The organism is Nonomuraea sp. LP-02, from assembly GCF_036289125.1.
GTDB lineage: Bacteria > Actinomycetota > Actinomycetes > Streptosporangiales > Streptosporangiaceae > Nonomuraea > Nonomuraea bangladeshensis.
Map to the genome: position 1 here is coordinate 8,642,561 of NZ_JAXCLK010000001.1, position 22,665 is coordinate 8,665,225.

General features: G+C 70.4%; 19 protein-coding genes and 1 pseudogene. 9 read left to right on the forward strand and 11 right to left on the reverse strand.

Annotated elements, in window-relative coordinates; all coding sequences use genetic code 11:
- The 5 genes from SMD20_RS40530 to SMD20_RS40550 are packed head-to-tail and all read right to left on the reverse strand — an operon-like array spanning position 1 to position 4,193.
- Positions 1 to 846 (reverse strand): TatD family hydrolase, encoded by an 846-nt coding sequence (locus SMD20_RS40530; protein ID WP_329591401.1) that lies wholly within the window; start codon positions 844 to 846, stop codon positions 1 to 3.
- A complete protein-coding gene (locus tag SMD20_RS40535; protein ID WP_329591403.1) occupies positions 847 to 1,353 on the reverse strand; it encodes an EboA domain-containing protein in 507 nt (168 codons plus the stop codon). It abuts the gene before it with no gap.
- Positions 1,298 to 2,191, reverse strand: coding sequence for a sugar phosphate isomerase/epimerase family protein (locus SMD20_RS40540; protein WP_329591405.1), 894 nt, complete (start codon positions 2,189 to 2,191; stop codon positions 1,298 to 1,300). The genes SMD20_RS40535 and SMD20_RS40540 overlap by 56 nt, the downstream gene beginning before the upstream one ends.
- Positions 2,161 to 3,030 carry an SCO3242 family prenyltransferase gene (locus tag SMD20_RS40545; protein ID WP_329591407.1) on the reverse strand — a complete coding sequence of 290 codons (870 nt, stop codon included), beginning with the start codon at positions 3,028 to 3,030 and terminating at the stop codon, positions 2,161 to 2,163. The genes SMD20_RS40540 and SMD20_RS40545 overlap by 31 nt, the downstream gene beginning before the upstream one ends.
- Positions 3,027 to 4,193: an inositol-3-phosphate synthase gene (locus SMD20_RS40550; RefSeq protein WP_329591409.1), complete on the reverse strand. Its 1,167-nt coding sequence runs from the start codon at positions 4,191 to 4,193 to the stop codon at positions 3,027 to 3,029. Before SMD20_RS40550 ends, SMD20_RS40545 begins: the two co-directional genes overlap by 4 nt.
- A 244-nt stretch (positions 4,194 to 4,437) precedes the next feature.
- On the opposite strand from SMD20_RS40550, the gene SMD20_RS40555 reads away from it, so the two are divergent.
- From SMD20_RS40555 to SMD20_RS40580, 6 genes are all read left to right on the forward strand, one after another.
- Complete coding sequence (locus SMD20_RS40555; RefSeq protein WP_329592829.1) at positions 4,438 to 5,874, forward strand: sugar ABC transporter ATP-binding protein; 1,437 nt, start codon at positions 4,438 to 4,440, stop codon at positions 5,872 to 5,874.
- Complete coding sequence (locus tag SMD20_RS40560; protein WP_329591411.1) at positions 5,871 to 6,896, forward strand: ABC transporter permease; 1,026 nt, start codon at positions 5,871 to 5,873, stop codon at positions 6,894 to 6,896. The genes SMD20_RS40555 and SMD20_RS40560 overlap by 4 nt, the downstream gene beginning before the upstream one ends.
- Positions 6,893 to 7,843 carry an ABC transporter permease gene (locus SMD20_RS40565; RefSeq protein WP_329591413.1) on the forward strand — a complete coding sequence of 317 codons (951 nt, stop codon included), beginning with the start codon at positions 6,893 to 6,895 and terminating at the stop codon, positions 7,841 to 7,843. Before SMD20_RS40560 ends, SMD20_RS40565 begins: the two co-directional genes overlap by 4 nt.
- The gene (locus SMD20_RS40570; RefSeq protein WP_329591415.1) at positions 7,830 to 9,026 is read left to right on the forward strand and encodes an ABC transporter substrate-binding protein; all 1,197 of its coding nucleotides are present in this window, start codon (positions 7,830 to 7,832) and stop codon (positions 9,024 to 9,026) included. The genes SMD20_RS40565 and SMD20_RS40570 overlap by 14 nt, the downstream gene beginning before the upstream one ends.
- A 38-nt stretch (positions 9,027 to 9,064) precedes the next feature.
- On the forward strand, positions 9,065 to 9,898 hold the full coding sequence (locus tag SMD20_RS40575) for a sugar phosphate isomerase/epimerase family protein (RefSeq protein WP_329591417.1): 834 nt from the start codon (positions 9,065 to 9,067) through the stop codon (positions 9,896 to 9,898).
- Positions 9,899 to 10,183: 285 nt separating this feature from the next.
- Positions 10,184 to 13,654 (forward strand): ThuA domain-containing protein, encoded by a 3,471-nt coding sequence (locus tag SMD20_RS40580; RefSeq protein WP_329591419.1) that lies wholly within the window; start codon positions 10,184 to 10,186, stop codon positions 13,652 to 13,654.
- 81 nt (positions 13,655 to 13,735) lie between these two features.
- On the opposite strand, the gene SMD20_RS40585 is transcribed toward SMD20_RS40580, so the two are convergent.
- A complete protein-coding gene (locus SMD20_RS40585) occupies positions 13,736 to 14,968 on the reverse strand; it encodes a cytochrome P450 family protein (RefSeq protein WP_329591421.1) in 1,233 nt (410 codons plus the stop codon).
- On the reverse strand, positions 14,872 to 16,197 hold the full coding sequence (locus tag SMD20_RS40590; RefSeq protein ID WP_329591423.1) for a cytochrome P450: 1,326 nt from the start codon (positions 16,195 to 16,197) through the stop codon (positions 14,872 to 14,874). The genes SMD20_RS40585 and SMD20_RS40590 overlap by 97 nt, the downstream gene beginning before the upstream one ends.
- 152 nt (positions 16,198 to 16,349) lie before the next feature.
- Here SMD20_RS40590 and SMD20_RS40595 point away from each other — a divergent pair.
- Positions 16,350 to 17,605, forward strand: a pseudogene (locus SMD20_RS40595) (RNA-guided endonuclease InsQ/TnpB family protein).
- Here the strand turns inward: SMD20_RS40595 and SMD20_RS40600 are convergent.
- Genes SMD20_RS40600 through SMD20_RS40615 form a run of 4 tightly spaced genes read right to left on the reverse strand, consistent with a single transcriptional unit; the run spans position 17,583 to position 20,550 of the window.
- Positions 17,583 to 18,161 (reverse strand): GTP-binding protein, encoded by a 579-nt coding sequence (locus SMD20_RS40600; protein WP_329591427.1) that lies wholly within the window; start codon positions 18,159 to 18,161, stop codon positions 17,583 to 17,585. The pseudogene SMD20_RS40595 and the gene SMD20_RS40600 overlap by 23 nt on opposite strands.
- Positions 18,142 to 18,492 (reverse strand): DUF742 domain-containing protein, encoded by a 351-nt coding sequence (locus tag SMD20_RS40605; protein ID WP_329591428.1) that lies wholly within the window; start codon positions 18,490 to 18,492, stop codon positions 18,142 to 18,144. The genes SMD20_RS40600 and SMD20_RS40605 overlap by 20 nt, the downstream gene beginning before the upstream one ends.
- On the reverse strand, positions 18,489 to 18,941 hold the full coding sequence (locus SMD20_RS40610; protein WP_329591430.1) for a roadblock/LC7 domain-containing protein: 453 nt from the start codon (positions 18,939 to 18,941) through the stop codon (positions 18,489 to 18,491). Before SMD20_RS40610 ends, SMD20_RS40605 begins: the two co-directional genes overlap by 4 nt.
- Before the next feature lie 7 nt (positions 18,942 to 18,948).
- Positions 18,949 to 20,550, reverse strand: a complete 1,602-nt coding sequence (locus SMD20_RS40615; RefSeq protein ID WP_329591432.1) for an ATP-binding protein — start codon at positions 20,548 to 20,550, stop codon at positions 18,949 to 18,951.
- A 473-nt stretch (positions 20,551 to 21,023) separates the two neighbouring features.
- On the opposite strand from SMD20_RS40615, the gene SMD20_RS40620 reads away from it, so the two are divergent.
- Both SMD20_RS40620 and SMD20_RS40625 read left to right on the forward strand, forming a co-directional pair.
- A complete protein-coding gene (locus SMD20_RS40620) occupies positions 21,024 to 21,956 on the forward strand; it encodes an ABC transporter ATP-binding protein (protein WP_329591433.1) in 933 nt (310 codons plus the stop codon).
- Positions 21,953 to 22,657 carry an ABC transporter ATP-binding protein gene (locus tag SMD20_RS40625; RefSeq protein WP_329591435.1) on the forward strand — a complete coding sequence of 235 codons (705 nt, stop codon included), beginning with the start codon at positions 21,953 to 21,955 and terminating at the stop codon, positions 22,655 to 22,657. Before SMD20_RS40620 ends, SMD20_RS40625 begins: the two co-directional genes overlap by 4 nt.
- The last annotated feature ends 8 nt before the right edge of the window (positions 22,658 to 22,665 follow it).

A 22,665-nucleotide genomic window follows, 5' to 3' on the forward strand; every position in this document is an offset into this window, starting at 1 on the left:
TCAGCCTCGCTTGATCGTGTTGCCGGCGTGGTCGGGCCCGGCCTGCGGGCCCGGTTCGAGGTCGAGGCGGCCGCTCTGGCCGTAGAAGGCGACCGGATTGCGCCACAGCACCCGATCCACCTCGTCCTCGCCGAAGCCGGTCGCGAGCATGACGTCAGCCACCTCGCGCGTCTTCAGCGGGTCGCTCCGGCCCCAGTCGGCGGCCGAGTTCACCAGCATCCTGTCCGTGCCGTACTCCCTGAGCAGGGCCACCATCCGGTCCGGGTCCATCTTCGTGTCGGGGTAGATCGAGAACCCCATCCAGCAGCCCGAGTCCGCGACCATGCCGACGGTCATCTCGTTGAGGTGGTCGATGAGCACCCGTTCGGGGGGTATCCCGGCGTCCCGGACCACGTGGAGGGTCCGGCGGGTGCCCGCGGCCTTGTCCCGATGCGGAGTGTGCACGAGCACCGGGAGATCGTTCTCCCGCGCCAGGGCGAGCTGCGCCTCGAAGGCCCGTTCCTCCTCCGCCGTCATCGAGTCGTAGCCGACCTCGCCGACCGCGACGACGGAGTCCTTCAGCAGGTATCGCGGCAACTCGGCCAGCACCCCCGCGCAGCGCGGATCGTTCGCCTCCTTCGGGTTGAGCGCGAGCGCGCAGTGGTGGTGGATGCCGTACTGCGCGGCGCGGTACGGCTCCCAGCCGAGCAGCGCGTCGAAGTAGTCGAGGAAGCTGCCCACGTTGGTACGGGGCTGCCCCAGCCAGAAGGCGGGTTCGACGACGGCTCGGACCCCCGCGGCGTGCATGCGCTGATAGTCGTCGGTGGTCCGGGAGGTCATGTGGATGTGGGGGTCGAAGATGCGCATTCAGATCCTCTCCAGGACGTCACCCGGGACGGGCCGGCCGGCCGCCCGCAGCTCAGCCGCGTAGTCCGACAGCATCCGGGCCAGTTCGGCGTCGAAGCGGCGATCCAGCCCGGCCACCGCCGCCAGGGGGATCGACATGAAGACGCACTTGAGCACCCCTTGACGGAAGGAGTGGTCGTCCAGCCACGCCGAGCCGTACGGGCCGAGGGCCGCGGCGACCAGCCGCGCGTCGTTGGTGCGCAGCGCGTCCTCCACCAGCCCGACCGCCGTCCCTTCCGCGTCGAGCTCGTGCAGGACGGTCAGGATCGCCAGCCGCTCGCGGCTGTCGCCGGCCTCGTACAGGCCGCGGATCGTCGCGTGGTGGCCGCGCAGCGCGCCGAGCAGCGCGCGGCGCGCACGTGGGCCGCCCCGCCGTTCGGCCTGCGGGAAGAGCCGGTGGATCGCGTCGGGGTCAGCCTCGACCTGCCGGACGGCCTGTGCCAGCCACTCCTGTGCCGGCTCCTTCATGTGCCCTCCTCAGGAAGTCGATCGAGCGGCGGGCGACCTGCGGGGCCGCGTGGCTGTGCCGGGCCAGCTCCACGGCCACCAGGCCCGAGTAGCCGTGCAGAGCGGCGAGCACCGGCGGGAAGTCGATCTCACCCTCGCCGAATTCCAGGTGCTCGTGGACTCCCCGGCGCATGTCCTCGATCTGCACGTGCACGGTGTACGGCAGCGCCCGGCGCACGCAGGTGACCAGGTCGTCCGGCTCCACGCAGTGGCAGTGCCCGATGTCGAGGGTGAGACCGAACCGGGGATGGGCGCCGAGCATCGTACGCAGCCGCTCGAAGCCGTCCAGGCCGGCGACGAGCATCCCGGGTTCGGGTTCGAATCCCAGCGTGACGCCGACCTGGTCGGCCTCGTCGAGCAGCCGTGCGCACTGGTGGGCCAGCCGCGTGTACGCCTCCGACTCCGGCATGCCGTCGGGCCGGACCCCGCTCCACAGGTGCACCACGGGAGCGCCCAGATCGGCGGCGACCCGCATCGCGGTGGTCAGGAACTCCACCCTGCGCCCGGGGTCGTCGCTGATGAGGGTCGGATGGTGCTTGCGCAGGGGATCGAGGGTGTAACGCCCGCCCGTCTCCACGACGGCGTCGAGGCCGAGGCGTTCGAGGAGCCCGGCGATTCGCGACACCTCCGCGGCCAGGCCGGGGGAGTGGGGGTCGAGGTGGCCGTGGTCGAGCGTGATCGCCGCGCCGGCGTACCCCAGGTCGGCCAGGACCTCGAGCGCCTCGGGAAGCCGGTGGTCGGCGAAGCCGTTGGTGCAGTAGGCCCACTTCATGAGGTCGCCAGCCGGGAGGAGAGCCACCTTCCCAAGGGCAGCGAGCACAGCAGCGCGCCCGCCGTGGCGAACCGCCCGCCGCCGGCGATCGCCGCCGCCTGGAGCGGGATCAGGCCGAGGATGCCGAGGCGGACGGCCTGCCGTACGTTCTCGGGCTCGGGACGGGTCCGCAACCCGGCCTGGACCGGGAGGGTGAAGGCGAGATAGCCGGCGATGAGGACCCCCGCTCCGGCCCGGGAGGCGGCCCGGTCGCGCGCGCAGGAGGTGGCTCGGTCGCGCGCGCAGGCGGCGGCCGCGAGCCCGGCCGCCGCGGCGCTCGCCACGAGCGCGCGCTCGGCGGTCCCGCGGGCCGCCCCCGCGACCTCGGCCCGGCCGAGGACGCTGATCCCGTAGGTGTGCGCGCCTATCGCCAGGGCCGCTGGCACGGCGGCCCTGGCCTGTTCGCCCGCGCCGAGCAGCACGTCGAGCACGCGGCAGGCCGCCATCGACGCCGGTCCCGCCGCCGTGCGTTTGAGACCCAGGTCGTAGGCCCACACCGCGCCGGCCAGCAGGCCGGCGACGGTGAGACCACGCCGGCCCCCGGCGAGGGCGGCGGTGGCGAGGCCCGCGCCGGTCAGGGCGGCCGCGAGCCCGAGAGCGGCGCCGGGGCGGACCCGGCCCGACGGGATCGGGCGCTCGGGACGTTCGACGGCGTCCGTCTCACGGTCGGACCAGTCGTTGAGCGCCATCCCCGACCAGTACATGAGCACCGACGCCAGGGCCAGGCCGGGCGCCGGACGCCGCCCCGCGGCGGCGGCCCCCGCCATGGTGTCTCCCGGTACCGACAGCGCGGCCGGTGCGCGGACCAGTTCGAGCAGCGCCCTCATGACAGCTCCTCGGCGAAGGCGCGCAGCCGGGCGTACTGGGCGGCCAGCGCGTGCTCGTCCGTCCCCAGCGGGCTCTTGAAGAAGTAGCCGAGCTCGGGCAGGACGCCGTGCCGCCCCTTCTCGTGCGCACGGGCGACCAGCCGGGCCAGGTCCAGGACGAGCGGAGCGGCCAGCGCCGAATCGCAGCCTTGCCAGGTGAACTGCAGCGTCATCCGCACGCCGAGAAAGCCTTCGAAGCTCACGTGGTCCCAGGCGGTCTTCCACTCCCCGAGATCCGGGACGTAGTCGATGTGCGTCTCACCCTCGACGGGTCCTCCCATGACCTTCGCGACGACCTGGTCCTTGGAGAGCCGCTTGCTGGATCTGGCGGCCGGATCGGCGAGTGTCGCCCCGTCGCCGCCACCGAGCAGATTGAGCCCGGACCAGGAGTGCACCCGCAGGGCCCGGTCGGCGAACATGGGCGCCAGGGCGCTCCTGACCAGGGTCTCGCCGGTCTTGCCGTCGCGTCCCGCGTACGGCACGCCCTGCCGGGCGGCGAGTTCCGCCAGGGCGGGCAGGGCCGGCCCGGTGGAGGGCGTGAACTCCACATAGCCGCATCCGGCGTGGAAGGCCGCATAGGCGTACAGCGAGCTCGGCGGCAGGACGTCGTCCTGCGCGGCGAGCCGCTCCTCGAGATCGGCCAGTCTCTCGAACTCCGGGCGCGGATCCCACGGGGGCTCGGTCGACGACACGTTGACGACGACCACCCGGGCCAGCCCGTGCCGGGCCCGGAAGCCGGCGATGTCGTCGATCAGCCGGGCCGCGGCCCGGCCGCCGTGGCCGGCGACATGGCCGGGCCGAATCTCGGCGTCGGCGGCGTCCAGGTCGGCCGCGAGCAGCTCCGGGAGGTCCGGTGAGATGACCCCCGCCCTGCCCAGTTGCTCGGCGCGCTTGCGTAAGGAGGTCTCGGTGATGTCATGGCCGCCGAAGGTCAGTCCGGCCAGTGGAGCCAGGTCACCGGGGAAGCCGGGGGACTCGGTCACGCATCCTTGCGAGGTCGCGGCCCCCGCCCTGAGGGCCGAGGCGCCCACGATGGCGGTGGTCGCCACGGATCCTCGTGCCCCGATAAGCCACACACCGAGCTTGTCCATGAAAGCTCCATCGTGTCGGGACCGCCTCCGCATGCGGTAGGCATCCGGCAGGTAAGTCTCCGTGATGGTAAGAGCTATTTTCGTCGATGGTCAACTATAAGTAGGCTGATTTTCATTCGTCCTGCCGCCTACGGGCATCGTCCCCTGGTCCACTTATGTCACAGTGGTGACGGCTTTTGCTTGACCGTCGATATAAGCCCGCTTAGCATCCCGCAGTATGCAGGCCTCGGGCCGCCCTCACGGCGGGGCAGACGGAGAGGTGGGCGGGGTGCTGAGCATGCGCGGCATCGGCAAGGGCTTCCTGGGCGTGCGGGTGCTGTCCGGAGTGGACCTGGACGTGGCGGCCGGCGAGGTCCACGCCGTCGTCGGTGAGAACGGCGCCGGCAAGTCCACCCTGATGAAGATCATTTGCGGGGTGCACGCGCCGGACGAGGGCACGATCGAGATCGCCGGCCGGCGCGTCCGCTTCAGCCATCCGATCGAGGCGCAGCGCTCCGGCATCGCGATCATCTACCAGGAGTTCAACCTGCTGCCCGAGCGCTCCGTCGCCGAGAACGTCTTCCTCGGGCGCGAGCCCGTCAGACGCGGCCTGGTCGACCGGGCGGCGATGGAGGAGGCGACCGCGCGGCTCCTCCACGAGCTCGGCGAGGACCCCTTCGGCCCCCGCGACACCGTCAAGCGCCTGTCGGTGGCCCAGCAGCAGATCGTCGAGATCGTCAAGGCGTTGTCGGTGAACGCCCGGCTCGTCGTCATGGACGAGCCCAGCGCGGCGCTCGCCGAGCACGAGGTCGAGCTGCTTCACCGGCTGATCGGGCGGCTGAGGGAACGCGGCGTCGCCGTCGTGTACATCTCCCACCGATTACGCGAGGTGTTCGACCTCGCCGACCGGGTCACGGTGCTCAAGGACGGCTCGCGTGTCGCCACACTCCCGATCGGCGAGGTGACCCCCGACGAGCTGATCCGCCTGATGGTGGGCCGCGACCTCGGCACCTACTTCCCGCCCCGCTCCGGCGGCGCCGGCGAGGTACGGCTCAGCCTGCGCGGAGCGGGCAACCACAAGCTCCGCGACATCGATCTGGAGCTGCGTGCCGGGGAGATCGTCGGCATCGCGGGCCTGCAGGGGTCCGGTAGATCGGAGCTCGCCAAAGCCATCTTCGGCGCCGAACCGTTCACCACGGGAGAGATGACCCCGTCGCGTCCCCGATCGGTCCGGGAAGGCGTGGCCATGGGCATCGGACTGGTGACCGAGGACCGCAAGGCCGAAGGGCTCGCCCTGCGCCAGTCCGTACGCGACAACGCCCTGCTCGTCGCCCGCGCGGCGGGCGCCAAGGGCCGCGACGGCCTGCGCGGCCTGCTCGAACGGGTACGCCTCTCGCCTCCGCGTCAGGAACAGGAGGTCCGCTACCTGTCCGGAGGCAACCAGCAGAAAGTCGTGCTCGCCAAATGGATGATCATGGCGCTGCGAGTGCTGCTGTTCGACGAACCGACCCGGGGCGTCGACGTCGGGGCCAAGGCCGCGATCCATGACCTGATGCGCGAACTCGCGAACGACGGCATGGCCATCATGATGATCTCTTCCGAGCTGCCCGAGCTCATCGGCATGAGCGATCGCGTCGTCGTCCTGCGCGACGGCCGCGTCGCGGGCACGCTGCCGGCCGGGGCCTCCGAGGAGGCCGTCATGCGCCTGGCCGCCGGAGAGGTGGCCTCGAGATGAACCTGCCCGTGCGCGCCCGCCGTCCCACCCGCCGTCCCACCCGCCGGGGCGCGGCGCACGGCGGCCTGGCGGCGCGGTTGCGCGAACCCACGCAGGTGGTGTTCCTCGCGCTGCTCGGCCTGGTCGCGGTCGGCTGCATCCTCGTCGCGCTCGACGGCGGTCAGTTCCTCACCATGGAGAGCGTCGTAGGGATCCAGCAGCGTTCGGCGGCCCTCGGCATCGTGGCGATCGGGCAGACGCTGGTGATCCTGGCCGGGTCGCTCGACCTGTCCGTGGCGTACCTGATCAGCCTGGCCTCGCTGGTCGCGGCGGAGACCATGGCGGGCAGGGACGGGAACATCCTGCCGGCGGTCGCCGCGGTGCTGGCCGTCAGCACGCTGGTGGGGCTGGTCAACGGGCTGATCATCACCAGGCTCCGGGTCCACGCCTTCATCGCCACGCTCGGCGTCGCCCTCGTCATCAAGGGCGTCGTCGACCACCTGTACGACGGTCCGGCGGGCAAGGTGCCCGAGTCGTTCCAGCTCCTCGGCTACTCCCGGATCGGGCCGGGCCCCGTCTCCGCCATGCTCTGGGCGGGCGTGGCCGTCGCGGCCTGGTTCCTGCTGAGCAGGACCCGGCTGGGCTACCGGATCTACGCGGTGGGCGGGAACGAGGAGGTCGCCCGGCTGTCCGGGATCCGTACCGGCCGGGTCATCGTGATCAGCCACGTGCTCTGCTCCGTCTGTGCCGGCATCGCGGGCCTGCTGCTGGCCGCCAGGCTCGGGGCGGGGGCGCCCACGGTGGGCACCGACGGCGGCTACGACCTGGAGTCCATCGCCGCGGTCGTGCTCGGCGGGACCGCGCTGGCCGGAGGCAAGGGCGGCGTCGCCGGAACCGTGGGCGGGGTCCTGCTGCTGGCCGTCCTGGACACCATCTTCAACCAGCTCGAGGTCAACTCCTTCGTCAAGGACGTGGTCCGCGGCGTGGTCATCGTCATCGCGGTGGCCGTCTACGCGCGGCGTGGAACAAGGCGGCCGGCATGAGACGGGCACTCCCCATCGTCGTGGTCCTCGTGATGCTGCTGGCCGCGATCGCGGTCGCCAACCCCTTCTTCCTGGAGCCCGCCGGGTTCCTGGGGTTCCTCAAACGGGCCGCGCCGCTGGTGATCCTCGCCGCGGGACAGTATTTCGTCATCGTCTCCGGCGAGTTCGACCTGTCGGTCGGCTCGCTGGTGACGGCCGAAGTGGTGATCGCCGCGCGGCTCATCGACGGCGACGAGTCCGCCACATGGCCGGTCCTCGCCCTGCTGATCGTCGTCGGGCTGCTCACCGGACTGGTCAACGGCGTGGTCACCACCAAGCTGCGGGTGCCGTCGTTCATCGTGACGCTCGGCATGCTGCTCGTTCTCAGCGGGGCGGTCTTCCTCTGGACCGGCGGCGCGCCGCGTGGCGCGCTGTCGGAGGGCTTCCGGGTGTTCGGCCGCGGCGGCCTCGGGCCGCTGCCGTGGTCGGTGCTGGTGCTGCTGGCCGTGGGTGCGGCGGCGATCTGGCTCACGCGTACGGATTTCGGCAGGACCCTCATCGCCATCGGCGACAACGAGCGGGCCGCGGCGCTGTCCGGGGTCCGGGTCGACCGGGCCAAGATCTTCGCCTTCATGCTCTCCGGTCTGGCCGCCGCCGTCGCGGCCGTCCTGCTCGGCGGTTTCGCCGGGGTGTCGGCACAGGCGGGCCAGGGACTCGAGTTCTCGGCCATCACCGCGGTCGTCCTCGGCGGCGTGGCGCTCGGCGGCGGGCGCGGCTCCGTGCCGGCCGCCCTGGCCGGCGCCTTCACGCTGGAGGCGCTGTTCACCCTGCTCAACCTGTACGGAATTTCGGGGGCGCTGGAGTCCACCGTGCAGGGCGTCATCATCATCGCCGCGGTCGCGGCGGGAGCCGTCCGGCTTCCCTGGAAGTTCACCCCCCGAAGAGGAGACGCACATGCCGCGTCGTAAGGCCGCAATCGCGGTGTTGGCCGCGCTCGTCGTCGCCGGCTGCACCACCGACAAGCCGGCGACCACAACCCCGTCCACGGCGTCCGCCACGAGCGCTCAGGGATCGGGCACGGGCGAGCAGTCCAAGTTCTTCGTCCAGGCGGACTTCGACGCCCAGCTGGCCATGCGCTCCGAGACCCCGCAGGGCCCGTCCGGCAAGCCGTGGGAGCAGGCCATCGCCCCGCGGATGACCGGCACGGCCACGTACCGGAAGGACGGGCCGTACCACCTGTGCTTCTCCAACGCCGCGGTCAACAACCCCTGGCGGCAGGTCGGGTGGAAGACGATGCAGGCCGAGGTCGGCCTGCACAAGGAGATCGGGAAGTTCACGGCCCTCGACGCCGAGGGCAAGGACGACAAGCAGATCTCCGACATCGCCGAGCTGCAGGCCAAGGGGTGCGACGCGTTGATCGTCTCGCCGAACACCACGGCCACGCTCACCCCTGCCGTGACGGCCGCCTGCGGGAAGGTGCCCGTCATCGTGTTCGACCGGGGTGTGGAGACGGACTGCCCGGTGACGTTCATCAAGCCGATCGGCGGTTATGCCTTCGGCGCCGATGCCGCCGAGTTCCTGGTCGGGAAGGTGCCGGCGGGCGGGAAGGTGCTGGCGCTGCGCATCCTGCCCGGCGTGGACGTGCTGGAGACCCGCTGGTCGGCGGCCAAGGTGGTCTTCGACAAGAGCCGGCTCCAGGTGGTCGGGGTGGAGTTCACCGACGGCGACGCCGCCAAGACCAAGAGCATCGTCAGCGACTACCTCCAGCGGTACGGCAAGATCGACGGCGTCTGGATGGACTCGGGCGCCACGGCGGTGGCGGCGATCGAGGCGTTCGAGGACGCGGGCGTGCCGGTGCCGCCGATCAACGGCGAGGACCAGCAGGACTTCCTGCAGAAGTGGAAGGACGCGGGCCTCACCGCCGTCGCTCCCACGTACCCGACCTACCAGTGGCGCACCCCGATCATCGCCGCACTGAAGATCCTCAAGGGCGAGGAGGTGCCCAAGCTCTGGAACCTGCCGCAGCCGAAGGTCACCGGCGAGAACCTGGCGACCTACCTCAAGCCCAACATGCCGCCGTTGCACTACGCGCTGTGCGGTTGTGAGGACCTGCCCGGGTACCCGGAGACCTGGGGCGGGAAGAAGAGCTGACCGGCTCCTTTCGTGGACCGGCGACGAAGAGGGACGCCATGTTCTCCATCGGAGTGAACACCTGGGTCTGGGTCTCCCCGCTGACCGACGCCGAGCTGGCGCGACTCGCCCCCCGCATCGCCGGGTGGGGCTTCGACGTGGTCGAGCTGCCCGTCGAGCGGCCCGGCGACTGGGATCCGGGCAAGGCCGCGGCGGTGCTGGCCGAGCACGGGCTGGCCGCGTCCGTGGTGCTGGTCATGCCGCCGGGACGCGAGCTCGTGGCCGCCTCCCGGCGGACCGTCCGCGACACCCAGGACTACCTGCGGCACTGCGTCGACGTGGCGGTGACCGTCGGCTCGCCGGTGATCGGGGGGCCGGCGTACGCCTCGGTCGGCCGCACCTGGCGGCTGTCGCCGGACGAGCGCCGCGGCGTCTACGCCGAACTGCGGGAGAACCTGCGGCCCGTCCTGGACCGCGCGGGCGAGCGCGGGGTAAAGCTCGCGGTCGAGCCGCTCAACCGGTATGAGACCAGCCTCGTCAACACCGTCGAGCAGGCCCTCGACGCGCTGCCCGAGGACTGCCATCTGGCACTCGACACCTACCACATGAACATCGAGGAGAAGGATCCCGCCCAGGCGGTGCGGCTCGCGGCGGACCGGATCGCGCACGTGCAGGTGTGCGGCACCGATCGCGGCACGCCGGGGGCCGACCGCTTCGACTGGCCCGGCTTCACCGGGGCGCTGCGCGACGTCGGCTATCAGGGGCCGCTCGTCATCGAGTCGTTCACCGCGCACAACCAGACCATCGCCACCGCGGCCTCCGTCTGGCGGCCTCTCGCGCGCAGCCAGGACGGGCTCGCCGTGGACGGCCTCGCCTTCCTGCGCACCCTCTGAGCGATGCTGAAAGTTTCATACTTATCTCCATGCCTCCTTCCTGTCTCACGGACCGCCTTTGGGGGTGGTGTGGATCCGGCAATACCGCCTTCACCTGGAGATTCCTCGTGAACGCAGCGAGACCTCGGCCCGGCGGAAGCGAAAAGATGGTCGTGGATTCGCTCGATAAGCATGCTTGACGCCTCTGTTAAGCCAGACCTATTTTCATGGCGAATCAGGCCCCGACCGCCCGGATCGATGGGTGGGCCACCGCTGAAGACGACCGGCAACCCCAGGAGATCCTTCATGCGAACATCACGCCTGCTCCCCGCCCTCGTCGCGGTCTTCTTAGGGCTGTGGCTGTCCGCGGTGCCGCTGGTGGCGCACGCGGCCGCTCCGCAGTTCAAGGTGCTGCTGTTCAGCAAGACCGCGAGCGGCGCCTACCGGCACGACTCCATCCCCGCCGGTATCGCGATGTTCCAGCAGATGGCGGCCGACAACAACTTCCAGCTCGACCAGAGCGAGGACTCCGCCGTCTTCACGAGCGCGACCCTGAACACCTACGACGCGGTGATCATGCTCCAGACCAGCGGCATGGTCTGGGACAACGACGCCCAGCGTCAGGCATTCCAGGCGTACGTACGCAGCGGCCACGGCGTCGTCGCGATCCACAACGCCACCGACATGAACATCGAGACGCAGTTCCCCTGGTGGGACCAGGTCGCTCTGGCCGGCGCGCACATGACCGCGCACTCGTCGATCCTGCAGGGCACCGCCAAGGTGGCCGACAAGGTTCACCCCTCCACGAAGGGGCTGCCGGATCGCTGGGTGCGCACCGAGGAGTGGTACAACTTCGACAAGAACCTGCGCGGCTCGGTGCACGTGCTGGTCACCGCGGACGAGACCACCTATGACGCGGGGCCGAACAAGATGGGCGCCGACCACCCGATCTCCTGGTGCCACAACCCGGAGGGCGGCCGGCTGTGGGCCACCGCGATGGGCCACCAGGCGTCCTCCTACTCGGAGTCGTCGTTCAAACAGCACCTGCTGGGCGGCGTGAAGTGGGCGGCGGGCGCGGCGCCGGGCGACTGCGGCGGCACCGTCGCGGGCCGGTTCCAGAAGGTGACCCTCGACGGCGGACCGGACCAGCCGATGGAGCTGGACGTGGCCGGCGACGGCAGGGTCTTCTACATCTCGCGCTCCGGCAAGGTGAACCTGATCCCCGCGGGCGGCGGGGGCACGCGCGTCATCGCCACCCTGTCGGTGTACGACGGCGGCGAGGACGGCGGCGTCGGGCTGGCGCTGGATCCGAACTTCGCCACCAACGGCTGGATCTACGTCAACTATTCGCCGTCAAACGGCGGTGAGGTGAACCGGGTGTCGAGGTTCACCTTCAACGGCACCAGCCTCGACCTGGCGAGCGAGAAGAAGATCATCGAGGTTCCGGCCTACCGCAACGTCGACGAGCCCGGCCACACCGGCGGCTACCTGGCGTTCGGGCCGGGCGGGAACCTGTACATCGGCCCTGGCGACGACACCAACCCCAACGGGTCCAGCGGCTACGCCCCGATCGACGAGCGGCCGGGCCGGGAGCACTACGACGCCCAGCGGTCCGCGGCCAACACCAACGACCTGCGCGGCAAGATCCTGCGCATCCACCCCGAGGCCGACGGCACCTACACGGTCCCGTCCGGCAACCTGTTCGCGCCCGGCACCGCCAAGACGCGGCCGGAGATCTACGCGATGGGCTTCCGCAACGCGTTCCGCTTCTCCGTCGACAAGGTGACGGGCTGGATCTCACTGGGTGACTACGGCCCCGACGCCGGCGCCGCGAACCCCAACCGCGGTCCCGAGGGCACCGTCGAGTGGAACCTGATCAAGCAGCCGGGCTTCTACGGCTGGCCGTACTGCGTCGGCAACAACATCCCGTTCAACGACTTCAACTTCGCCACCAACACCTCCGGCGCGAAGTTCAACTGCTCGGCACCCGTCAACGACTCGCCCAACAACACCGGGCTGACCAATCTGCCCGCGGCCAAGCCCGCGACCGTCTGGTACAACTACCACGCCTCGGCCGAGTTCCCCGAGATCGACTGCTGCGGCGGTGCCGCCCCGATGGGCGGACCCTTCTACCGCTACGACGCCGCCGGCGGCTCCGACCGCAAGTTCCCCGAGTACTTCGACGGCACGCCGTTCCTCTACGAATGGAGCCGCAACTTCGTCAAGGAGCTCCGGCTGGACTCCTCGGGCAACCTCCTGAAGATCAACCCCTTCGCGGCACAGCTCGCCCCGCACGCGCCGATCGACATGAAGTTCGGTCCGGACGGCGCGCTGTACGTGGCCGACTGGGGCAACGGCTTCGGCCACGCGAACACCGATGACAGCATCTACCGGGTCGACTACGTAGCCGGGAACCGCGCGCCCCTGGCCAAGGCGAGCGCCAACCCCGACTCGGGCGCGGCGCCGCTGACGGTGGCGTTCTCCTCGGCCGGCTCGTCCGACCCCGACGGCGACGCGATCACCTACGCGTGGGACTTCGGCGACGGCGGGACCTCCACCAGCGCCAACCCGTCCCACACCTACAGCGCCAACGGGACCTACACGGCCAAGCTGACCGTACGGGACTCCGGCGGGAAGACGGGCAGCGTCACGTTGTCCATCGCCGTCGGCAACACCCGTCCCAAGGTCGTCTTCTCGGCTCCGCCCGACGGCGGGTTCATCAACTTCGGCGACCAGGTGGCCTACACGGTGAACGTCACCGACCCCGAGGACGGCGCCGTCGACTGCACCAAGGTCAACGTGATCACGGCGCTCGGCCATGACCAGCACGCCCACGACACCGGCCAGTACACCGGTTGCACCGGAACGGTCACGACCACCGCGTCCGGCCACGACGAGGCCGCCAACGTCTACTACGCTCTGTCCGCCGACTACACCGACAAGGGCGGCCTGAAGGGCAGCGCCGGCGTCACCCTGCAGCCCAAGCACAAGCAGGCCGAGCACTTCACCGGCTCGTCCGGGATCCGGATCGTCGACGAGCAGGGAGCCGAAGGCGGCAGGCGCATCGGCGACATCTCCAACAACGACTGGATCTCCTTCAGCCCGATCAGCCTCTCCGGGATCGACACGGTGTCCTTCCGCGTCTCGGCACCGTCCAGCACCGGGGCGTCCATCGAACTGCATGCCGACTCGCCGACGGGGGCCCTCATCGCCTCCAGTCCCGTCGCGGCGACCGGAGGATGGAACACCTACGTGTCCCAGCCCGCGGTGCGGGTCACCGACCCCGGAGGCACCCGCAATGTCTACGTCGTGTTCAAGGCGCCGTCCGCGAACGCGTTCGACCTGGACTCGTTCACCGTCAACGGCAAGGGCGTCGGGCAGGGTGACGGCTCGTCCCAGGGCAGCGCGCTGCGGGGTGTGGCATCGAACCGGTGCCTCAACGGCGCTTCGTCGACGAACGGCACACAGGTGCAGATCTGGGACTGCAACGGGCAGCCCGGCCAGCAGTGGACCTCCACCAGCTCCAGTGAGCTGCGGGTGTACGGCAACAAGTGCCTCGACGTGAACGGGGGCGGGACGGCGGACGGCACCGCCGTGATCATCTGGGACTGCAACGGGCAGAACAACCAGAAGTGGCGGCTCAACGCCGACGGCACGATCACGGCGGTAGGGGCGAACAAGTGTCTGGACGTCAGCGGCGCCGGCACCGCCAACGGCACCAAGGTGCAGATCTGGCCATGCAACGGCCAGAACAACCAGAAGTGGACGCGCGTCTGAACGCCATGTGACGTCCGGACCCTGGAGCCGCCCCTTCCGCGGGCGGCTCCAGGGTCCGGACGCTGTGCGACACCAGTTCAGTCAGCTGCGAGGGCCGTCCCCGAGCAGGAGCGGTAGCTCGCTCCATCCGTGGGCGATGAACGACGGGACATGCTTCAGCTCGTCCTCGCCCACGGCCAGGCGCAGCTCGGGGAAGCGGTCGAACAGGGCGGGCAGCGCGGTGAGCGCCTCCTGCCTGGCCAGCGGGGCGCCGATGCAGCGGTGCACGCCGATGCCGAAGGCGAGGTGCTCGTCCGGTGGCCGCGTGGCGTCGAAGCCGCCGGCGTCCTGACCGTGCTGAGCGGGATCGTGGTTCGCCGCCAGATAGGTGGTGAGAATGGCGTCGCCCGCCGCGATCCGGGCGCCGCCGATCTCGATGTCCTCGATGGCGAAGCGCAGGGGCAGGTTGGCGATGGAGGGCGCCCAGCGCAGGGTCTCCTCCACCACCGCCTCCCACGAGATCTCTCCGGCCAGCACCTGCCGGAGCTGCTCGGGATGGGTGAGCAGGGCGTGCACCGCGTTGCCGATCAGGTTGACCGTGGTCTCATGCCCGGCGGCGATGAGCAGCAGCAGCGTGTCACGCAGCTCGTCGTCGGTGAGACGGTCACTCTGGTCGCGGGCGTCGATGAGCTCCGTGGTCAGGTCGTCGCCGGGATGTTCGCGCTTGTACGCGACCAGCGCGGGCAGCACGGTCGCGATCCGCTGGGCGTTGGCCGCCGCCGCCTCCGGCGTGGCCGTGGTGTCCATGATCGCTTCCATGATCTGCGCCATCTCGACCCGCATGTGGTCGGGCACACCGAACAACTCGCAGATCACCCGCATCGGCAGCGGATGCGCGTACGCCGCGCGCAGATCGACCGGCTCACCGGCCGGCACGGCCGCCATGTCGTCGAGCAGTTCGCCGATGATGCGCTCGATGGTCGGCTGGAGGGCCTTGCTGCGGCGGGCGGTGAAGCTCGGCGCGACGAGCTTGCGCAGCCGCCGGTGGTCCGCACCGTACGTGCTCAGCATGTTCCGCACGCCGAGCCACGTGGCGATCCACATCCACTCGGGCCGGGAGCCGACCTCCTCCCACAGCCGCCAGTGGCGTTTGTCCTTGCTGACCAGCGGGTTGAGTATGAGCTCCTTGAGCAGCTCGTGCCCGTTGACCGCCCAGGCCGGGATGCCTCCGGGAAGCTCTACGAGGACCAGGGGGCCGAGGTCGCGTAGTCGGCGGGTCTCGCCTGGGAGGTCTGATCCGAAGGGGTCGAGGACGACGGGTGCTGCGCTGACCAAGGGGATTCTCCTGGCTGGTCGGGACGGATGGGGGTGAAGTGGACGGGCAGGCGGGCCAGCGACCGGATGAAGGGCCCCGGCCGCCATTCCAGCTCCTCGCGTGGCACGGTCAGTTCGAGGTCGCTCAGGTGGGAGGTCAGCCGCTCGATGGCGGTCATCGCGATGAGCATCGCCGGGTCCGCCGCCGGACAGCGGTGTGCGCCCGCGCCGAAGCCCAGATAGGCGCCGCCGTCGGAGCGCAACTCGTCCGGGACGTGCGTGGGCTCGGTATTGGCCGCCGCGTAGGAGACCAGGACCAGCTCGGCGGGCTGGATCCAGGTGCCGTGGAAGTCCACCGCTCGCGTCGTGAAGTACGGGCCGTAGTTGGCCATGGGTGGCTCGGCGCGCAGCGCCTCCAGCAGCGCGTCGTACGTGCTCAACGCGCCGTTGGACAACGAGTTGTAGTAGCGGTCGTCGCTGACCATCCGCGAGATCGTGTTCGAGATGAGGCTGGCCATCGGGTCGAAGCCCGCGGCCAGGGTGACCACGAGCGCCTCCAGCACCTCCTGCCGGCTCAGCCCGACTGGATGGTCGATGAACCACGAGGTCAGGTCGTCGCCGCGGTCGGCGTACTTGTCCTCGATGAGCTCGGTGATGTAGCGGTAGTAGGCCTCGGTGCCGCGCGCCCCGGCCTCGCCGTCGGCCTCCATCATGTCGTACAGGGCCGAGATCAGGGCGGCGCTGTCGGCGTCCGGGCGCCCCAGGAGCAGGTTGAAGACCCGCAGCGGGATCGGCCTGGCGAATTCGGTGGCCAGGTCGGCCGACCCGGTCGCGGCGAAGCGGCGGATGAGCGAGTCGGAGACCTCGATCACCATGTCGCGCAGCTTGTGCGGCTGGATCATGCTGTAGCAGTCGGTCATCACCTTGCGGTAGCGGGCGTGATCGGCGCCGTCCGAGTACAGCACGTTGGTCCGGTGGGCGAGCATGCCGAGCGCGGCCGCGGCCCCGGGGGTGTCCGGCAACCTGACCTGCCAGGGGCGCGAGTCCTTGCTCCAGACGCCGCCGGCGTTGGTGAGAACGTCCACGGCGGCCTGATATCCGATCACCAGGTGAGCCTGGACGCCCGGGGCGATCTCCACGGGCGCGACGGGGCCGTGGCGCGCGCGCAGTCTCGCGTACACCGACTGCGGGTCCCGGGTCCACTCGGGGCCGTACAGTTTGCCCGCGTCGGGCAGATAACGCAGGGTCATCAGATACCTCCGAGGAGACCCCCGCCTTCAGGCGGAGGAGGAATCGGACTCCTGCGGAGCAGGGCAGGAGCAGGCGTTACGCCGACAGGCGCACCGCCGTCGTCTTCTGGAATCGGCCGGTGCGCGTGTGATCTCGCACATATGATCGAGGGGTGGCGCAGGTGGTGAAGCGGGCCTACAAGTACCGCTTCTACCCGACCCCCGGGCAGGCCGAGGAGCTTGTCCGGACGTTCGGTTGCGTGCGTCTGGTGTACAACAAGGCTCTGGAGGAGCGGACCCGCGCCTACAAGCTGGAAGGCCGTGGCGTCTCCTACATGGAGTCGTCGGCCGCGCTGACCGCGTGGAAGAAGACGCCGGAGCTGGCGTTCTTGTGTGAGGTGTCGTCGGTGCCGTTGCAGCAGGCGCTGCGGCATCTGCAGGCGGCGTTCGCGAACTTCTTCGCCAAGCGCGCCAAGTACCCGACGTTCAAGTCCCGTAAGCGGTCGCGGGCGTCGGCCGAGTACACCCGTTCGGCGTTCCGCTGGCGCGAGGGCCGGCTCACTCTGGCCAAGATGCGGGCGCCGCTGGACATCGTGTGGTCGCGGCCGCTGCCCGAGGGGGCTGAGCCGTCCACGGTCACCGTCAGCCGGGACTCGGCCGGACGCTGGTTCGTGTCCCTGCTGGTGGAGGAGAAGATCGCGCCTTTGCCGCCGGTCGAGCAGTCGACGGGCGTGGACCTCGGCCTCGCCACCCTGCTCACGCTGTCGTGCGGCGAGCAGATCGCCAACCCGCGTCACGAGCGTCGTGAGCGGCGCAGGCTGGCCAAGGCTCAGCGGGCACTGGCCCGCAAGGAGAAGGGGTCGAAGAACCGGGCCAAGGCCCGGCTGCGCGTGGCGAAGGTGTATGCCCGGGTCGCCGACCGGCGCCGGGACTATCTGCACAAGGTCACCACACGGCTGGTACGCGACAATCAAGCGATCGCCGTGGAGGACCTGGCCGTCCGCAACCTGCTCAAGAACCATGCGCTGGCCCGCGCCATCTCCGATGCCGGCTGGCGGGAGCTGCGCAGCATGCTGGAGTACAAGACGGCCTGGTACGGCCGCACCCTGGTCGTGGTGGACCGCTGGTTCCCCTCCTCGAAGCTGTGCTCGGTCTGCGGGGCCCTGCGGGAAGAGATGCCGTTGAGCGTCCGCGAGTGGATCTGTGCGTGTGGCGCGGTGCATGACCGGGAGGTGAACGCGGCCAAGAACATGCTGCTCGCCGCCGGGCCGGCGGAGAGCTGAAACGCCTGTGGAGCTGGTGTAAGACCTCAACGGGAGTCCTCCTCTCGGGCGGGCGATCGGTGGTGAAGCAGGAAGACCGACCGGTGACGGTTGGAATCCCCCTCGTTCACGAGGGGGAGGATGTCAAGACACCATCAGTTCCTTGATGTGCTCCACCAGAGCGATCAGCGAGGCGCGGGCGGAGGCGGGGTCGCGGGCGTCGCACACCAGCAGCGGGGTGCGCGGGTCCAGGTCCAGCGCCTGCCGCAGCGCCTCGGCCGGGTATTCGGGCGAGTCGGGGAAATGGTTGACCGCCACCGCGTACCGGATGCCGGCGTTCTCCACCAGATCCAGTACGGCGAAGCTGTCGTCGATGCGCCGGGTGTCGGCCAGCACGAGCACGCCCAGCGCGCCGCGCGCCAGCTCCTCCCACAGGACCTGGAAGCGCGTCTGTCCAGGGGCCCCGAACAGGTACAGCACCACGCCGGGCAGCGTGAGCCGGCCGAAGTCGATGGCGGTCGTGGTGGTGGTCTTCTCGTTGACGCCGGTGAGGTCGTCGACCAGCGTGCCCGCCTGGGTCAGGATCTCCTCGGTGTTGAGGGGCTTGATCTCCGACAGGGCGCTGACCATGGTTGTCTTGCCCACGCCGAACGGCCCGGCGATGATCAGCTTGACCGGGATGTGGTCGACGCTGATCCGGCTTTCAGAGAGCGCGGAGGCCACTCAGTACCAACTCCAAGATTTCTAGGTCAGGACCGTCCGCGCGGGGCGGATCCCGGGTGAGCAGCGTGCCGGAGGCCGCCAGTCCTGCTACCAGCAGCCGCACCACGCAGTACGGCAGGCCCAGGTGCGCCGCGCACTCGTAGACGGACAGCGGACCCTCCTTCAGGAGGTTCACCAGGTGGACGCCCGGAGGGTCCAGGGCGTCGGGAACCACCTCGGGAGCGACGGAGACGAGGGTCGTCCGCTCGACGTTGATCTGTTCGGGCACGGCCAGCTTGGCGGCGGCCATGAAGTCGGGGACGACACGCCGGCGCTGTCGTCCGGAGGTCATGCGGGGATTTCCGGTGTCCTGGCCGCGCTGGCGTCGTTGAGCGCCTTGATGAGCTTCTGCACCTGGAGCTGCACCTCGTAGGCGAGAGATCCGACGTTGACGGCTCCGGTGGCGGCCACGACGATGGCGGCGCGGTCTCCCGCCGGGGCGATGTAGTAGTAGCCGTTGCCCGCGGAGATGACGATGTCCACCACCTCGCCGTCGGCGCCGTTGCTGAGCCCCTCGCACAGGGCGCGGGCCGCTCCCAGCACCGAGCTCGTCATCGCGGCCGTTCGCTCTCCCGCCTCGACGCTCACGTCGGCGGAACCGCCGAGGATGAGCCCGTCGCGGCTCAGCACCACGCCGCTGGCGACACCAGGCAGCGCCAGAAGCGGCGACAGAACCCAGGACACGTCGAGCGTCAGCGGCCGGCGGCTCGGGCGGGGGGTGGCGGCGGGGGTGTGGTCCATGGAGCGGTCAGTTCCCTTCGGTGGCGTCGTCCTGGTGAGACGGCATTGCTTCGCGGCGGCCCGCTTCGGCGCCCGTCTGGAAGTCACCCCACCGCTTCTGGGCTTCCTCCGGGGTGGTGAGAGGGCCGGTGGGGGCGCTGGACGGAGCGCGCCGCGGCGACTGGCGGCGGCGCTGCGGCAACCCGGGAAGACCTTCGGTCCCGGCAGAGCCGGTGTCCGGGTCGGCCGGGGCGTCGGTCAGCATGTCGGTCAGCGCGGTCGCCCGCGCGGGCATCGCCGCGGCCGGCTCCCGCACGACAGTCGGCTCCCGTACGACAGCCGCTTCTCGCACGGCCCGCGTGGCGGCGGCCGAGGCGTGCGCCGGTTGCGGTGCGGCCTCGGGCTCCGGCATGCGGCGCTGGTACGGCGCCGCCGCCAGGACGGGCCTGACCGGCTCGGGCGCGAGCACGGAGGGACGGGTGCTCTCGGGCATCTCCACCAGCAGGCCCGCGGGTACGCTCACCACGGCCTGGACACCGCCGTAGGCGCTCTTCTTCACCGTCACCTGCATGCCGTAGTGGGCGACCTGCCGTCCGATGGCCGCCCATCCGGTGTGGGGCGGGTTGCCCAGGTCGACCAGCCGCACGGCGTGCCGGCCACTCAGCAGCCGGCCGGCCCGCGCGTACTGCTCCTCGTTCAGCCCCACCCCGGCGTCGTCGATGACGATGGCCGCGCCCGTGTTGGTCTCGTGAACGGCGATGGTCACCTTGAGCGTGCCGTGGGAGTGATGGACGGCGTTGGCCAGCAGCTCGGAGGTGACGAACAGGACCGGCTCGGCGGCCCTGGCGGCCACGCCGACGCGGCGGCGCAGGTGGTTGGCAGGACCTTCGATGCGCTGATCGAAGTTCTCGACGCGCGCGATGGCTCCCACCACGAGGTCCACGAGGTAGGTGTCGTCGCGGGACAGGCCCGTCGTGGCACCGCAGGCGATGCCGGTGGCCTGGGCGCGGCGCACGATGAGCTCGTTGAACATGTCGAGCCCCAGCACCTCGCGCAGCAGCTGGGTGTGCTCGTCGCCGCTGTAGCGCCGCTGCACGGCGGCCAGCAGGTCCTGGGCGCGCAGCGCCTGGGTCTGCACGCGAGCCATCGCGCCCCGGACGACCGCCTGGGCCGCCTCGTCGATGCGGACCGCCTCTTCGCGCACGGCGTTGGAGAGCGCGTCGAGCACGGCGTGGTGCTGGCGGTCGACGTCGGTGCCGGCCAGCGGCGGGTTCTGCAGCCCCGGAACGGTCACGTGCGAGGCACGCAGGTGGGAGACCAGTGCCGGGATGCGGGTGGACAGCAGGTGCTCGGTCTCGGTGCGCGCCAGGTCCTGCTGGGCGCGCAGCTCACGAGCCTCCTCGGCGGCCTCTCTGGCCTGGCGTTCGGCCTCTCTGACGCGATGTTCGGCCTCTCTGATCTGATGTTCGGCCTGCCGCATCCGCTGCTCCCGCTGAGCGCTCTCGCGGGACAGGTGTTCGTACGCGTCCCGGGTTTCGGTCAGCTGCGCATGGGTCCGGACAAGCTCACGGCGTACGCGGTGGCGGTAGATCAGCACGCCTGCGAGGGCGACGGCGACGACGCCTGCCACTATCGCGACGCTGGCAAAATCTGGCGGCATGACAGTCCTGAGCTAGGGGGAAAGAGCGAATCGGCGCCGTTCGATCACCCAGTATTCCGAGGACGTCTAGATAGTCAAACCATCAGGAAACCCCCAATAAGCGGCCGAAATCACGAGAAATGGGCATGAATCGGTCACATTCCTCGCATTTTAATCACGCACAGTGATCAATCCGCGACGAGAGGGGGTGGTAGCGGTCCTGAGCTGCGGAAACGCCTAACGGTGCACACGGGATCACGGGGGCCGAATCTCCTGCCACGGCTGTCCGAATCTGGGCCTTCCTGGCACCTTCTTGATCACCTCTGCGCTTGATCGTCATCCGGCGGTCACCCAAAGTAGTTGTCGTGATGTGTTCGCGTACGTCAGGAAAGAACCTTGGGCTTGATTTGCGAGGGCGATAGAGTCGGCCCCGGAGCGGAGCCGTGCCGGGGTTGAGGAGGGGGATGTCCATCACGCCCTTACCCCTGCCGCAGCCCCCTGCGAAGGCGCCGGAGTTCGGGCGGGACGCGCTGATCGTGTGCGAGAGCCTGGTGCGGATCTACCAGTCCGGGTCGGTCGAGGTGCAGGCACTGCAGGGGCTGGACCTGGTCGTGGACAGCGGGGAGATGGTGGCCGTCGTCGGCGCGTCCGGGTCGGGGAAGTCGACGCTGTTGTCCATCCTGGCCGGGGTCGACGCTCCCACCGCCGGGCGGGTGCGGGTCGATCGGTGGAACCTGCTGGACATGTCGCGGGCCGATCGTGTCCGGTATCGGCGGCACACCGTGGGACTCGTACGCCAGCAGACGGCCGCCAACCTCATCCCGTACCTGACCGCGCGGCAGATGGTCGACCTGCCGATGACAGCGGCCCGCACTCCCGGCCGGGTACGCCGCAGGCGCGCCGCCGAGTTGCTGGACCTGCTCGGCGTCGCCGAGTGCGCCGAGCGGCGGCCCGCGCAGTTGTCCGGCGGGCAGCAGATGCGGGTGGCCATCGCGGTGGCCCTCGCCAACGAGCCCAGGGTGCTGCTGGCCGACGAGCCGACCGGGGAGCTGGACAGCGCCACGTCGGCCGCGGTGTTCGGGCTGTTGCGGGACGTCAACCGGCGGCTGGGCGTCACCGTCGTCATCGTGACCCACGATCCCTCGGTCAGCGGGCAGGTGGAGCGGACGGTGGCGATTCGCGACGGGCGCACGAGCAGCGAGGTGTTGCGGCGTACCGCCACCGGGGACGACGGCGCCCAGCAGGTGATCGCCGAGGAGTACGCGGTGATGGACAGGGCCGGGCGGGTTCAGGTGCCGCGCGACTACCGGGAGGCGCTGGCGCTGACGCGACGGGTCCGGCTGGTGCTGGAGGCCGATCACGTCGCGATCCGTCCCGACGGCGGCGGGCCCGGATGAACGACGGCCCCCTGGTGAGCGTGCGTGGCGTTCACCGCCGGTACGGCAGCGGGGCGACCGCCGTGCACGCGTTGCGGGACGTGACGTTCGAGCTCGCGGCCGGCACCATGACCGCCCTCGTCGGGCGGTCCGGCTCCGGCAAGACCACGCTGCTCAACATCATCGGCGGCCTGGACCGCCCGGACTCCGGTACGGTCCTCGTCGACGGGACGGACGTCACCGCCCTCGACGAGGACGGCCTGTCCCTGCTGCGGCGCGAGAAGGTCTCGTACGTCTTCCAGACCTTCGGCCTGATTCCCGTGTTGTCGGCCGCGGAGAACGTGGGCGCCCCGCTGCGGCTGGCCCGCGTACCGCCGGTGGAGCGTGAGCGGCGGGTCGCGCTGCTGCTGGAACTGGTCGGGCTGGCCGCCCACGCCGAGCAGTTGCCCGCCGAGCTGTCCGGCGGGCAGCAGCAGCGGGTGGCGATCGCCCGGGCGCTGGCCGCCTCGCCCCGATTGCTGATCGCGGACGAGCCGACCGGGCAGCTGGACGCCGAGACCGGTCTGTCGGTGATGGCGCTGCTGCGCGGGGTGGTGGAGTCCGAGGGGGTGACGGCGTTGGTCTCCACGCATGATCCGACGATGCTCGCGCTGGCGGATCGGGTGATCCGCATCAATGACGGGCATCTCGACGAGCGCTCCGCGAGCCGGGGCGAGTCGTGATCAGTGAG

Coding starts and splice junctions, on each gene's coding strand:
- SMD20_RS40570 (WP_329591415.1), top strand. CDS start 7,830: ATGCCGCGTCGTAAGGCCGCAATCGCGGTGTTGGCCGCGCTCGTCGTC.
- SMD20_RS40580 (WP_329591419.1), top strand. CDS start 10,184: ATGCGAACATCACGCCTGCTCCCCGCCCTCGTCGCGGTCTTCTTAGGG.
- SMD20_RS40620 (WP_329591433.1), top strand. CDS start 21,024: ATGTCCATCACGCCCTTACCCCTGCCGCAGCCCCCTGCGAAGGCGCCG.
- SMD20_RS40565 (WP_329591413.1), top strand. CDS start 6,893: ATGAGACGGGCACTCCCCATCGTCGTGGTCCTCGTGATGCTGCTGGCC.
- SMD20_RS40530 (WP_329591401.1), bottom strand. CDS start 846: ATGCGCATCTTCGACCCCCACATCCACATGACCTCCCGGACCACCGAC.
- SMD20_RS40605 (WP_329591428.1), bottom strand. CDS start 18,492: ATGACCTCCGGACGACAGCGCCGGCGTGTCGTCCCCGACTTCATGGCC.
- SMD20_RS40545 (WP_329591407.1), bottom strand. CDS start 3,030: ATGAGGGCGCTGCTCGAACTGGTCCGCGCACCGGCCGCGCTGTCGGTA.
- SMD20_RS40625 (WP_329591435.1), top strand. CDS start 21,953: ATGAACGACGGCCCCCTGGTGAGCGTGCGTGGCGTTCACCGCCGGTAC.
- SMD20_RS40610 (WP_329591430.1), bottom strand. CDS start 18,941: ATGGACCACACCCCCGCCGCCACCCCCCGCCCGAGCCGCCGGCCGCTG.
- SMD20_RS40535 (WP_329591403.1), bottom strand. CDS start 1,353: ATGAAGGAGCCGGCACAGGAGTGGCTGGCACAGGCCGTCCGGCAGGTC.
- SMD20_RS40575 (WP_329591417.1), top strand. CDS start 9,065: ATGTTCTCCATCGGAGTGAACACCTGGGTCTGGGTCTCCCCGCTGACC.
- SMD20_RS40550 (WP_329591409.1), bottom strand. CDS start 4,193: ATGCGGAGGCGGTCCCGACACGATGGAGCTTTCATGGACAAGCTCGGT.
- SMD20_RS40555 (WP_329592829.1), top strand. CDS start 4,438: ATGCGCGGCATCGGCAAGGGCTTCCTGGGCGTGCGGGTGCTGTCCGGA.
- SMD20_RS40590 (WP_329591423.1), bottom strand. CDS start 16,197: ATGACCCTGCGTTATCTGCCCGACGCGGGCAAACTGTACGGCCCCGAG.
- SMD20_RS40560 (WP_329591411.1), top strand. CDS start 5,871: ATGAACCTGCCCGTGCGCGCCCGCCGTCCCACCCGCCGTCCCACCCGC.